14 protein-coding genes are annotated in these 12,837 nt (G+C 58.6%); 13 read left to right on the top strand and 1 reads right to left on the bottom strand.

The window, feature by feature from the left end; all coding sequences use genetic code 11:
• Window positions 1-2: 2 nt before the first annotated feature.
• The 13 genes from EST62_RS03615 (at window position 3) to EST62_RS03555 (ending at window position 11,699) form a co-directional block, all read left to right on the top strand.
• The gene (locus EST62_RS03615; protein WP_129050749.1) at window positions 3-692 is read left to right on the top strand and encodes a YggS family pyridoxal phosphate-dependent enzyme; all 690 of its coding nucleotides are present in this window, start codon (window positions 3-5) and stop codon (window positions 690-692) included.
• A 244-nt stretch (window positions 693-936) separates the two neighbouring features.
• The gene (locus tag EST62_RS03610; RefSeq protein ID WP_129050748.1) at window positions 937-1,758 is read left to right on the top strand and encodes a purine-nucleoside phosphorylase; all 822 of its coding nucleotides are present in this window, start codon (window positions 937-939) and stop codon (window positions 1,756-1,758) included.
• Window positions 1,759-1,782: 24 nt separating this feature from the next.
• Window positions 1,783-2,847: an S-methyl-5-thioribose-1-phosphate isomerase gene (gene mtnA / locus EST62_RS03605; protein WP_129050747.1), complete on the top strand. Its 1,065-nt coding sequence runs from the start codon at window positions 1,783-1,785 to the stop codon at window positions 2,845-2,847.
• Between the two features lie 321 nt (window positions 2,848-3,168).
• Entirely contained in the window at window positions 3,169-4,563 is a 1,395-nt protein-coding gene (locus EST62_RS03600; RefSeq protein WP_129050746.1) for a cbb3-type cytochrome c oxidase subunit I, read from the top strand.
• A 30-nt stretch (window positions 4,564-4,593) separates the two neighbouring features.
• A complete protein-coding gene (gene ccoO / locus EST62_RS03595; protein WP_129050745.1) occupies window positions 4,594-5,265 on the top strand; it encodes a cytochrome-c oxidase, cbb3-type subunit II in 672 nt (223 codons plus the stop codon).
• Window positions 5,262-5,423 (top strand): cbb3-type cytochrome c oxidase subunit 3, encoded by a 162-nt coding sequence (locus tag EST62_RS03590; protein WP_129050744.1) that lies wholly within the window; start codon window positions 5,262-5,264, stop codon window positions 5,421-5,423. Before ccoO ends, EST62_RS03590 begins: the two co-directional genes overlap by 4 nt.
• A gap of 39 nt (window positions 5,424-5,462) precedes the next feature.
• Window positions 5,463-5,924 (top strand): c-type cytochrome, encoded by a 462-nt coding sequence (locus EST62_RS03585; protein WP_129050743.1) that lies wholly within the window; start codon window positions 5,463-5,465, stop codon window positions 5,922-5,924.
• Between the two features lie 78 nt (window positions 5,925-6,002).
• On the top strand, window positions 6,003-7,115 hold the full coding sequence (locus EST62_RS03580) for a 4Fe-4S dicluster domain-containing protein (RefSeq protein WP_129050742.1): 1,113 nt from the start codon (window positions 6,003-6,005) through the stop codon (window positions 7,113-7,115).
• The gene (locus tag EST62_RS03575) at window positions 7,112-7,549 is read left to right on the top strand and encodes a FixH family protein (RefSeq protein ID WP_129050741.1); all 438 of its coding nucleotides are present in this window, start codon (window positions 7,112-7,114) and stop codon (window positions 7,547-7,549) included. Before EST62_RS03580 ends, EST62_RS03575 begins: the two co-directional genes overlap by 4 nt.
• Window positions 7,528-7,959: a hypothetical protein gene (locus EST62_RS03570; protein ID WP_129050740.1), complete on the top strand. Its 432-nt coding sequence runs from the start codon at window positions 7,528-7,530 to the stop codon at window positions 7,957-7,959. The genes EST62_RS03575 and EST62_RS03570 overlap by 22 nt, the downstream gene beginning before the upstream one ends.
• Entirely contained in the window at window positions 7,952-10,369 is a 2,418-nt protein-coding gene (locus tag EST62_RS03565) for a heavy metal translocating P-type ATPase (RefSeq protein WP_256372353.1), read from the top strand. The genes EST62_RS03570 and EST62_RS03565 overlap by 8 nt, the downstream gene beginning before the upstream one ends.
• Window positions 10,370-10,379: 10 nt before the next feature.
• Window positions 10,380-10,562, top strand: coding sequence for a cbb3-type cytochrome oxidase assembly protein CcoS (ccoS, locus tag EST62_RS03560; RefSeq protein ID WP_069808726.1), 183 nt, complete (start codon window positions 10,380-10,382; stop codon window positions 10,560-10,562).
• A 477-nt stretch (window positions 10,563-11,039) separates the two neighbouring features.
• The gene (locus EST62_RS03555; protein WP_167599157.1) at window positions 11,040-11,699 is read left to right on the top strand and encodes a sulfite exporter TauE/SafE family protein; all 660 of its coding nucleotides are present in this window, start codon (window positions 11,040-11,042) and stop codon (window positions 11,697-11,699) included.
• A gap of 343 nt (window positions 11,700-12,042) precedes the next feature.
• On the opposite strand, the gene EST62_RS03550 is transcribed toward EST62_RS03555, so the two are convergent.
• Window positions 12,043-12,660, bottom strand: coding sequence for a DUF5677 domain-containing protein (locus EST62_RS03550; protein ID WP_129050738.1), 618 nt, complete (start codon window positions 12,658-12,660; stop codon window positions 12,043-12,045).
• Window positions 12,661-12,837 lie beyond the last annotated feature (177 nt).

The following is a 12,837-nucleotide window of genomic DNA, read 5'->3' as shown; positions in this document are numbered from 1 at the left end:
GCATGGAAAGCGTCTCGTCAAACCTCGCCGCCGTCAGGGAACAGATCGCCGAGGCCTGCCGAAAGGCGGGCCGGAGCGAAGATGAGGTTACGCTCATCGCCGTCTCGAAGACCAAAAGCGCCGCCGCCGTGCGCGAGGCCTGGGAGGCCGGGCAGCGCGAGTTTGGCGAGAGCTACGTGCAGGAGTTCCTCGAAAAGCTCGAAGCACGAGAGCTTGCGGGGCTGCCGCTCGACTGGCACTTCATCGGCCACCTCCAGTCCAACAAGGTGCGGCAGATTGTCGGCAAGGCGGCGATGATCCACGGCATCGACAAGGTGAGCACCGCCGAGGAGCTGTCGAAACGCGCCGCGCAGCATGGCATCGAGGTCGATTTCCTGCTCGAAGTGAACGTGTCGGGCGAGGCCACCAAATACGGCCTCGATCCCGGCTCGGTGCTCCGGGCTGCCGAAGCGTGCTTCGCCCTGCCGAACGTGCGGCTGCGCGGGCTGATGACCATCGCCTCGCCCGACCCGGCGGAGGCCCGCCGCGAATTCTCGGAACTCCGCCAGACGCTCGAAAAGCTCCGCCAGAACGCCCCCGACCCGTCGCAGCTCACCGAGCTGTCGATGGGCATGAGCGGCGATTTCGAAGAGGCCATCCAGGAAGGCGCCACCATGATCCGTATCGGCACCGCAATTTTCGGGTGGCGGTGAATAATGGATAATTGACAATGGATAATGGATAATGGATAATGGATAATGGATAATGGATAATGGATAATGGATAATGGATAATGGATAATTAAAGAACCTGTTACCGCACTTGCTCTTTTTTGCATTATCAATTATCCATTATCCATTCCTCCCCTTCCCTCGCTTTCTGTTCTCCCCCTTGCTGCTTATATTGAATGTCTTTTTTTCCTCGCCGTTTCAAACCATTAAAATCACAGGGAATATCATGACTGAACAAAGGCAGAAAATCCGGGAGGCCGTAGAATACATCAGAAAAAAAACCACGGCGGACTATCCGGTGGGCATCGTGCTCGGCACCGGCCTGGGCGGCCTGGTCAAGGAGATCGAGATCGACTTCGCGCTCGATTATGCCGATATTCCCTATTTCCCGATTTCGACGGTTGAAACCCACCACGGCAAGCTGATCTTCGGCACCCTCGCTGGCAAGAAGGTGGTTGCCATGCAGGGGCGCTTCCACTTCTACGAAGGCTACGCGATGGCGCAGATCGTCTTTCCGATCAGGGTCATGAAGGAGCTGGGCGTCAGGACACTCGGCATCACCAACGCCTGCGGCGGCATGAACCCCGGCTACAAGAAGGGCGATATCATGCTGATCGACGACCACATCAACCTGCTCGGCGGCAATCCGCTCATCGGCCCGAACGATCCTGAAATCGGCCCCCGCTTCCCCGACATGTGCGCTCCCTACTCTCCGAGAATTCTCGACATCGCCGAAAAGGTGGCGCTCGAACACGGCATCAAGGTGCAGCGCGGCGTTTATGTCGCCGTCACCGGCCCGTGCCTCGAAACCCGCGCCGAGTACCGCATGTTGCGCGCCATCGGCGCTGACGTGGTCGGCATGTCCACCGTGCCGGAGGTGATCGCCGCCGTGCATCAGGGCACCGAGGTGTTCGGCATGTCCATCGTCACCGACGAGTGCTTCCCGGACTGCCTCGTGCCGGTCGGCATCGAAGAGATCATCGAGGTCTCCAGCCGCGCCGAGCCGCACATGACCACCATTTTCAGAAACGTCGTCGCGAACCTTTAACCCAAAACAAGGCAACACCGATACATGATAGACGCTATCTCATTTAAAAACGGAACTTTCCGATACCTCGACCAGCGCTACCTTCCCCTGAAGGAGCTTTATGTCGAGACACAGAATTACCTCGAAGCCATCGAGGCGATCAAGACGCTCGCCGTGCGTGGCGCTCCGCTCATCGGCGCTTCGGCGGGCTACACCGTGATGCTCGGCATCAACGCTTACCAGGGCGACAAGGCGGGCTTTCCGGCATATTTCGCGAACCTCGTCGCCGAGGTCAACGCCTCGCGCCCGACCGCCGTGAACCTGTTCTTCGCCACCAAAAAGATGGAGGCGGTCTATGACGCCAACTTCGAGGCCGATTCACTCGAAGCGCTCGTCGCCAAAATGACCGATATGGCGTACAAAATCCACAACGACGAGATCGACAACTGCGACAAGATCGCCCGCCACGGCGTCGAGCTGTTGAAGCAGGATTTCGCCGACGTACTCAAGAGCCGCAAGCTCAACGTGCTCACCCACTGCAACACCGGCACGCTCGCCTGCTGCGGCATCGGTACGGCGCTTGGCGTGATCCGCCTGGCGTATCAGGAGGGGCTGATCGAGCGCGTCATCACCGCCGAAAGCCGCCCGCTCTTGCAGGGCCTGCGCCTGACCGCCTGGGAGCTGGAGCACGACGGCATTCCGTTCGCCTCGATCTCCGACTCTTCGTCGGCGATTCTGATGCAGCGCGGCATGATCGACTTCGCCGTCACCGGCGCGGATCGCATCGTGGCCAACGGCGATTCGGCCAACAAGATCGGCACCTACGCCCACGCCATCAGCGCGAAGTATCACGGCCTGCCGTTCTACATCGCCGCGCCGGTCTCGACCATCGACATCACCATGGCCGAAGGCTCGGAGATTCCGATCGAGGAGCGCGACGCTGACGAGCTGCGCAAGATCTTCGGCACGCAGGTCGCCACGCCGACCACGCCGGTGGTAAACTACGCTTTCGACGTGACCCCCGGCACACTCATTCGCGGCATCATCACCGAAAAAGAGGCGGTCGTCGGCAATTACAACGAAGGGCTTGCCCGCGTAGTCAACGGCTGACAAGCGCCACAACGCCCACGCACAACGAAAGGCTCCCTCGAAAAGGGGGCCTTTTTGCGTTTCCGGACCCGCCCGCCAAATCACCCTCCACGATGCCGTAACCGTCGATTTCTCTTTCCCCTAAAACGCCGGTTTCGTACATTATAAATTATACAATTGTTATAAACACGGTTCTTTACATCGCGGCTATTGCTCGTCAACCGAGGACACCCTGAACCCTCGCAAAGCCTCCGGAATCCACTGCTTCAGAACCTGGATAACGGCTGATTCAGCGGTGCCTTTCCTCACTATCTTTTCATCAACCAGATTCAGGAGAAGGGCATGAACGACACCGGTTATGATTACTCCGTTGTCCGGGGTTTCGCATTTTCGGCGCTTTTCTGGCTTATCGCAGGACTCGTCATCGGGCTTTGGCTCGCTTTCGAGATGTTCGACCCGGCGCTGAACCTGACCCCGTGGCTCAGCTTTGGACGCCTGCGCGTCGTGCACACCAACGGACTTGGCGTCGGCTTCGGGCTTTCGGGAATTTTCGCCACGGCCTACTACATGTTGCAGCGCCTGACCCGCACACCGCTTCCATTCCCCGGCCTGGCCAAAGCGCATCTCTGGGTTTTCAACGCCGCCATCGCCGCCGCCGCCGTCACCCTCATGGCGGGCATGAACACCACCAAGGAGTACGCCGAGCTTGAGTGGCCGCTCGACGTCGGCGTGGTCATCATGTGGGTGATGTTCGCCATCAACGTCTTCGCCATTCTCATCAAGCGGCAGGAGAAGCAGATGTACATCTCGCTCTGGTACCTGGTCTCCATGACCGTGACCATCGCGGTGCTCTACATCGTCAACAACCTCGAAATTCCGCTCAACCTCTACAAATCCTACAGCATCTACGCCGGAGGCAACGACGCCAACGTGCAGTGGTGGTACGGCCACAACATCGTGGGCTTCATCTTTACCGTGCCGGTACTGGCCATGTTTTACTACTTTTTGCCGAAAGCCACCGGACTGCCGATCTACAGCCACCGGCTCTCGATCGTCTCGTTCTGGGCGCTGATCTTCGCCTACCTCTGGACGGGTGCGCACCATCTGATGCTCACGCCGCTGCCGGAGTGGATCCAGACGGTGGCCATCGCCTTCAGCATCTTCCTGATCGCCCCGTCGTGGGGATCGGTGGTCAACGGCTACTACACGCTCCAGGGCAACTGGGATCAGATGCGCACCAACTACCTGACCAAGTTCTTCATCATCGGCATCACCTTCTACGGACTCCAGACCTTGCAGGGACCGTTGCAGGGGCTGCGGACGCTGAACGCCTTTTTCCACTACACCGACTGGGTGATCGGCCACGTTCACATGGGCACGATGGGGTGGGTGACGATGATCATCTCCGCCTCGTTTTACTACATGATTCCGAGAATCACGAACCGCGAGCTGTACAGCGTGAAGCTGGCCAACGCGCACTTCTGGCTCATCCTCGTCGGCCAGCTCGCCTGGACGGTCACGATGTGGATCGGCGGCATCCAGATGGCCGCGATGTGGAAAGCCACCAATCCCGACGGCTCGCTCATGTACAGCTTTCTCGACGGACTGACCTCGCTCTATCCCTACTACCGGATGCGTTTTGTCGCAGGAATCGTCTATTTCATCGGTATCCTCGTCTTCGCCTGGAACATCATCCAGACCGTCAGGCAGGCGCCAGCAGCCACCTCGGAAGCTTAACCACCTAACCTGAAAAAAGGAGTTTGCATCATGGGGATCTATTCAAAACCGGTCGTCTTCGCGGTCATTGCGACGCTGGTCATCCTTGTCGGCACGGTGGTTACGGTGTTCGTGCCGATGTTCATGCCCTCGACCCAGCCGGTGAGCGCTTACGTCAAACCTTACACGTCGATCGAGCAGGAGGGGCGCGACCTCTACATGCGCGAAGGGTGTAACAACTGCCACACGCAGACCGTCCGCCCGCTCCGCACCGAAGTGCTGCGCTACGGCGAGTACTCCAAGGCCGAGGAGTTCGCCTGGGATCGCCCCTTCCTCTGGGGATCGAAACGCACCGGCCCCGACCTGAACCGCATCGGCGGCAAATATCCCGATTCGTGGCACTACCGGCACATGCACAGCCCGCAGTCGATGTTCGGAAAATCCAACATGCCGCCATACGGCTGGCTGGCCGAGAACAAACTCGACACCTCCGAGTCGTTCAGAAAAACGCAGATTCTCGGCTACGGTTACACGAAAGCCCAGGTCGATCAGCAGATCGCCGACTACAAGGCGAAAGTCACCGCGCCCGATTACGACTCGAAGGCCACGCGCGACGAGGTGACGCCGGCGGCGCTGCGGGGCGAGCTGACCGAAATGGACGCCATCATCGCCTACATGCAGAAGCTCGGGCGTGACGTCAAGGCGATGGAGACTCAGCAATGAACTTTTCGCAGATAGCCTATGTCGCCTTCACCATTATCCTTGCGCTTGTGATGGCGGGCATCATTGCCTACTATTTCAACCCGAAGCGCAAGAAAAAGGTCGAGGAACCCAAATACCGGATGCTCCAGGACGACGACAAAAAAGAGCATCACGACTAATCAGCAACCGTTCAAGAAACCTGTTACGAGGAGGTTCACATGAATGATTCCGGAGTCCCGCAGGAGGGTCACAACAAGATTCCCAAAGGGTGGTTTGCGTTCTTTATCGGGGTGATTGTCTTTCTCGTCGTCTATGTCGCCCGCTTCACGCCCGCCATTTCTGGCTGGTCATTCTACAAGCAGTACGACGAGGAGATGAACGCCGCCCGGAAATCGGCGGCAGCCGCGCCCGCCAATCCCGGCATGTACGTCGGCAAAGCGGAGGCCATCGCTGCGGGCAAGGGTGAATACGAAGCGAGCTGCGCGGCCTGCCACATGGCGGACGCCAGCGGCGGCATCGGCCCGAACCTGAAGGTTGCGCTGAAGTACGGCGCCACGCCCGCCGATCTCTACGAGTCGATTGCCGATGGGCGTCCCGGCGGAATGCCGCCCTTCGGCCAGCAGCTCGGCAAAGAGAAGATTTACAAGATCGTCGCCTTCATCGAAAGCCTGAGAAAGTAGCGCCAGAACCCGCAGCCCCGGCAAACCGGTTCCGGGGCTGATCTCTTGAATGCTCTCAACCACACACTGTTCAGTATCATGCAGATTGTCTGGAAACGTTACCGGAGAGCCGTCGAACTCCTTCAGGCGCTTCTCCTCACCGGCCTGCCGTTCCTGCAAGTCAACGGGCAGAGCGCCTTCCGGTTCGACATCGCGGAGCTGAATCTCTACTTCTTCGGCTCGGTCATCCGGATCGGCGATTTCTATCTCATTCTCGCGGCGACGCTGTTCCTCTTGCTCTTCATCTCCGCCGTGACCATCGTCTTCGGGCGGGTCTGGTGCGGCTGGCTCTGCCCGCAGACCGTGCTGCTCGACCTTGCCGAAAGCCTCGCCTCGATTTTCGGCAAGCAGCACCGCAAGACCTTGCAAAAACTCGTGCTGCTGCCTGTCTCGGCGCTGGTGTCGATCACCATGATCTGGTACTTCGTGCCCCCGGCGGTAGCCATTCACGGACTGTTCACCTCGCCCTTGATCGCCGGATTCTTCATCGTGCTCTGGGTGCTGGTGTGGATGGAACTGGCCCTCTTCGGGCGCAAATTCTGCACCACGATCTGCCCCTACGCCTTCATGCAGAACACCCTGTTCGACAAGGATACGCTGGTGATCGAGTACGACCAGTCGCGCGACTCGACCTGCATGAAGTGCGACGACTGCGTAAAGGTCTGCCCGGTCGGCATCGATATCAAGGAGGGACTCAGCAACAGTTGCATCGCCTGCGCGGAGTGCATCGACGCCTGCTGGCTGAAGAGCAGCAAGCGAGACCTGCCGCCCTTCCCGAACTACAAGGGCAAAATCATCCGCCCGAAAACCTTCTGGCTCGCGGCCACCACCGCCGCCTCGGCGCTGGTAGTCGTATTGCTCTTCGCCATGCGTCCGCCGGTCGAATTCACCCTCAGCCGGGTGCAGGAGCCACTACCCGCCGGGCTGAACCGCTACGCTTACACGATCTACAACAACACCAGCGAACCGCTCGAACTGACCATCGAAGCGCCGGATGGCGCGACGCTCATCGGCGAGCGCACCGTTTCCATCAAGCCCTTTGGCGAGGCAAGAAACAAGGTGCTCATCAGGGCGGAAGGAAAACGCGATACGGTGAAGCTGACGCTCAAAGGCAGGGATATTTCACTCAGCAGGGAGGCGGGATTTCTGTGAAACCATTCATTATCGCCATTTACGCGCTGTTTCTGTTTGCCATGATCAGCGGTCTGGTGGTCGCTTACCGCAACTCCGAGGGATTGGTCGAGCCTGACTACTACCGGAAGCAGAGCGGCTGGTTCCAGGCGAAAACCGAGGAGCGCCGACTCGGTCTCGGAATCGAAAAACCGGCGTCGATCCGCAAGGGCGAGAACGACCTGACCTTCGTGCTTACCGAACATGGCAAACCGCTGACCCGCGCCGAAGTGCAACTCTTCATCGGCAACGTCTCGACGAGCGACCTCGATATCACCACCGCCATGCGCGAAACCGCGCCCGGCAGATACCAGGCGCGAGTCGCCGTGCCGTCGAAAGGCAAATGGCTGCTCAGGCTCGACATCTCCTCCGGCAAACTCAACACCAGCAAATCATGGTTCTACGACGTCAACTGAGCCGGGCCGCGCTGGCGCTTTTCGTGGCGGCGGCATTCGGCGCAACGCCCGCGCTTGCCGGGTACACCGCCGACAGCAACACCATCCACAACGGCCCCTGCACGAAGCAAGTCGGCAACCGGCAGGTGACGCTCGCCATTACGCCAAGGCCGGTCAGGCACATGCGGGAGCTGACCTTCAGGGTGACGATGGCCCCGGCGGAAGGAGTGCCCGCGACCCTCGTACTCGACCTTTCGATGCCGGGCATGGTGATGGGAAAAAACCAGGTCACGCTGAAACGGCAAGCTGATGGCGCGTGGAAGGGCAGAGGCATCATCGTCAAGTGCATGAGCGGCGGCACCCTCTGGAAAGCGATGATCCTTTCGCAGCAACTCGGCAATCCCTCCTTCACCTTCAACGTCCGTGATTGAGACGAATGAGCGGAAGACGATCCGCTGCGACCACTGCCTTCTGGAGATGCCCGCTTCGGCGGCGGTGACGGCGGAGATCGGCGGCGAGGCCCGCCACTTCTGCTGCCACGGCTGCCTCGGCGCGTACGAGCTGATTCACAGCGAGTCGCTCGACGCTTTTTACCAGCAGCGCTGCGACTGGCAGCCGGGCCGTCCGGCCTTCGCCGCAGTCGATGCGCGGGATTTCGCGGACGACGTCGTGTCGGACGGATCGCAGAGCCGGATCGAGCTGCTGCTCTCCGGCATCCGCTGCGCCTCGTGCGTCTGGCTCGTCGAAAAGGTACTCTCGCGGCTCGACGGCATCGTGTCGGCGCGGGTCAACTACGCCACCCACCGCGCAACCATCGAGTGGCGAACAGATTCGCTGACGCTCAACAAAATCCTCAAAACGCTCTCCGGCATCGGCTACCTGCCCCGGCCCCTCCGGCACGGCTCGGAGGTCGAGGCCTTCGCCGCCGAAAAGCGCGACCTGCTCCTGCGCTTCGGCACGGCGAGCTTCTTTTCGATGCAGCTCATGCTCATCATCGCAGCGCTCTACGCCGGGTTTTTCCAGGGCATCGAATCGACCTACCGCCTCGCCTTCCAGCTCATTTCGTGGGCGCTGGCCACGCCGGTAGTCTTCTACTCCGGCTGGCCCTTCATCTCCAACGCCCTGCGCTCGATGCGCAACCGCGCGCTCAACATGGACGTGCTGGTGGCGCTCGGCTCGCTCGCGGCCTATTTTTACAGCGTGGCGATGATCTTCACCGGCGGCGAGGTCTTCTTCGACACCTCCGCGATGATCGTCACCTTCATTCTGCTCGGACGATTTCTCGAAGCGGGGTCGCGCCTCAAGGCGGGAAGTGCGCTGGCGGCGCTCGCCGACCTGCAACCCCGCGAGGCGCTGCTTGTCGGCGCGGACGGAACGACTTCGCTCGCGCCGCTCGAACGGATCGGCGAGGGAGCGCTCGTCGAGGTGCTGCCCGGCGACCGCGTGCCGCTCGACGGCACGGTGTCCAGCGGCGAGGCGGACGTCGATGAGTCGATGCTCACCGGCGAATCGGCCCCGGTGCTGAAAAGCCCCGGCAGCAAGGTCTATGCGGGTGCCTGCGCCATCACCGGGCGGCTGCGCGTCAGGGTCTCCGGCAACGCCGGGCAGACGCTTCTGGCGAGCATCATCCGCACCGTCGAGGAGGCGCAGGCGCGCAAAGCGCCGATCCAGAGCGTGGCCGACCGCGTCGCCGGATGGTTCGTGCCCGCCATCATTCTGCTCGCGGCGGCCACCTTCGGCTGGTGGCGTCTGGCGGGCGCGCCGCCGGTCACGGCGCTCATGAACGCCGTCTCGGTGCTCGTCATCGCCTGCCCCTGCGCGTTGGGCCTGGCCACACCGCTCGCCATCCTCGTCGGCACCACGGCGGTCAGCCGCAAAGGCATCCTCGTCAAGGGGGGCGATATTTTCGAGTCGATCTCAAAAACCACCACCGTGGTGCTCGACAAAACCGGCACCATCACGCGCGGCAAGCCCGCCGTGACCGACACTTTCGACTACGGCGCGTCCGGCAACTTCACGCAGTGCTGCGCCTCGCTCGAAAGCCTCTCGCGCCACCCGGCAGGCCGCGCGATTGCGAAGGGATGGCATGGCGAAACGGTGCCGGTCGAAGAGTTCCGCTCCATCCCGGGCATGGGCGTTTCGGGCGAGATCGACGGCCAGGCGTGGCTCGCGGGTTCACGCGCATTGCTCGAAAAAGAGGGGGTGGTGATTGACAAGAGTTGCATCGACGCTGCCGACCGGCTCGAAGCGTCGGGCAAGACGACGGTCTTCGTCGCCTGTGACGGCAAGCTCGCGGGCCTGTTCGGCCTGATCGACGAGCTGCGCGACGACGCCGGGCGGATGATCGAGGCACTCCGCTCGAAGGGCTTGCGGCTGATGATTCTCACCGGCGACAATGCGGGCGTCGCGCGCTATATTGCCGGAAAGTGCGGCATCACGGAGATGCGGGCGGGACTCGATCCCATCGGAAAAGCTGACGCGATCAGGGAGCTGAAACGCTCAGGCCAGACCGTGCTGATGGCGGGCGACGGCATCAACGACGCCCCGGCGCTCACCGAAGCCGACACCGGCGTCACCTTCGGCACGGCCACGGGCATCGCCATCGAAAGCGCGGGCGTCACCATCATGACCGACGACCTTGAACTGCTCGGCACGCTTCTGGCCCACTCGCGCAAATGCTTCGCGGTGATCCGCCAGAACCTCGCCTGGGCGTTCGGCTACAACCTCGTCGCCGTGCCGCTCGCCGTCACCGGCATGTTGCACCCGATCGTCTCGGCGCTGCTCATGGCGACCAGTTCGCTCGTGGTGGTCAGCAACTCGCTCAGGCTACGAAAAATTTGATGGACAACGCATGGCAAGCACCTTTTTCCTCATAGCCCTCGGCTTCGTCATCGGCCTCGGCGGCTGGGCGCTCTTCCTCTGGGCCGTCCGCAGCGGCCAGTTCGACGACGCCGAAGCCCCGAAATACCGGATGCTCGACGACGATGACGAGGTGCAGAACAAGCCGAAAAAGAAAGGAATGGCGGAGAAATGAGAATGGCGATGTCTTCAGGAGGGCTTCAGCCCGACGGGCATTCAGAATTCTTACATTCACATTGCCCCGGCTTTCAAGCCGGGGTTGACGAACAACACAAAATAATCACGGGCTTCAGCCCAATTTCTTTCAAGGAGGACAATTTCGATTATGGCTCCGGCGACAAAAACACATTGGGCTGAAGCCCGGATTTTTTAAAACGGCATATACCCCGGACTGAAGTCCGGGGCAATTGCTGAGGAACGTACCCAGCTCGCTCAGGTACGCCGCAATCCATCTTGCACACTCAGGCGGGCTTTAGCCCGTCGGACATTCAGTTGCCTTACATTCCAATTGCCCCGGCTTTCAAGCCGGGGAGGATCGGAATCCATAATTTTTCAGGGCTTCAGCCCAATTTCTTTCAACGATGGCCATACCGATTGCAATCAACAAAAAGGGAGACTCGACATCGAAACCCTGACAGGCGAACTTCTCGCGATGCTGCTGGCCGGGCTTGCCGGAGGATTCGGGCACTGCATCGGCATGTGCGGGCCGATCGTCGCGGCGCTGTCGCTCGGCCCGGCGCGGCCCGGCTGGACGCACCACCTGCTCTACAACCTGGGGCGGGTGACGACCTACACCTTCCTCGGCGCGGCGGTCGGCGCGACCGGCTCGTTCCTCTCGCTCGCATCCTCCATCGACCTGTTCCAGACCGTCGTCATGGCGCTCTGCGGTCTGTTCATCGTGCTGCTTGGACTGGTTTCGGCGGGATGGCTCCCCTTCGGCAAAAGCCTGCTCGCCTGCTCGCCCGCCATGCCCTTCGTGCGGAAAACGATGAACCTCTTCGTAAACTCGCCATCCGCCGGAGCATGGTATCCGCTGGGACTCGTGCTCGGCTTCCTCCCCTGCGGCCTCACCTTCACCGCGTTGCTCGCCGCCGCGCGAGCCGCCATGAACGCCCCCGACCACTTCGCGGGCATGGTGCAGGGCGCGCTGATGATGCTTCTCTTCGGCCTCGGCACAGCCCCCGCGCTCCTCGTCGTCGGCAAAACCGCCGGACTCATCGGCGAAAAAACCCGCCACCACCTCTACCGCCTCGCCAGCCTCATCATGATCGCGACGGGATTGTGGTTTATTTACGGAGCGTTCTGGATGTGAGGAGTACTGTTGATTCCAAAAGCGCAGCCTCAGCCATAGTTTTTTTCGTGTTGAGCAGATACGATTTTGAAGCGTTGGAAGATGATCTCAACGAAATTTTTTATAGCTATCTTCGAAGCGAACTCCAAAAAGCCGATATTGCTATTTTATGCAAAGATGGACAACAATAAGATGAGCATGAATAAAAAAATGTTGACTGATATTAGGAGTATTTTTATTTTTTTCCGACACCTTCATACAGAACAAGCAGAAATATCGAACACTCAAGAAAATAATTATAAGAGACGTAATTTGCCTATTATAGCTGCACATTCAGATTAATATTTAACATCTCAGCTTGACGTCAGATAGAATAACGCTTGAATAATGATAAGTAATAATCGGCTATATGCTCAATTATAGAAAATATCTCTAAGTACGGAAAGTTACAATCCTTATCAAACACTGCATTAAACAAAGCATTTAAACTATTGCCATGCGTATCAAAACTACCAATGCGATAAATAAAGTACGATTTATCGAGACTTTCTCCCAAATCATCTTTTATTATAGATAACATATCCTTTAAATTCGGTGCTTTTGGACGAGTTTTCCAGCCTATAATGGGAGTTTCGATTTCAGATCGATATGCGCTATGTATATCATTAAAAAGCTTTGAGTATTCGTCTCGGAAGCTATTCAAAATCTCATCAAACCTATTAGCTGTTTTAGAAGAATCGTGAAAAATATACCGAATCTTAATATAGTTCTCAATTACCGAACGAAGCATGATATGAGAAAGAATACGTTCATCAATACTTGTTGCTACGTTGGGAAAACTGTTTGCGATAGTACCGGCTATGGAAATAAATCGCAACACTTCTTCTTTTAAAAAACATTCATGAGATACCGTTGATGTAAATGAATAAATCTCTTCTTTCTTGGCAACAATCTCTTTGAGCTTAGGATTCTGCGATAACATAAGCGTTGTAATAAAATTAAGAAAAATATATCTTTACCAGTAAACGCGTTGGGATTTTCTTGAGCTTTAAAGCCCTGCATAATAAATAAAGGATCCTCGAAGCAGAGCTTCGAGGTATTTAGAAGAGTTGGAGCTGCTGTGAATGCAACTTTTTATACTCAATTTCTCGACCTTGAC

Origin of the sequence: Chlorobaculum sp. 24CR (genome assembly GCF_004118635.1) — a bacterium.
Classification (GTDB): domain Bacteria; phylum Bacteroidota; class Chlorobiia; order Chlorobiales; family Chlorobiaceae; genus Chlorobaculum.
This window is presented reverse-complemented; position numbering and strand designations above follow the sequence as displayed.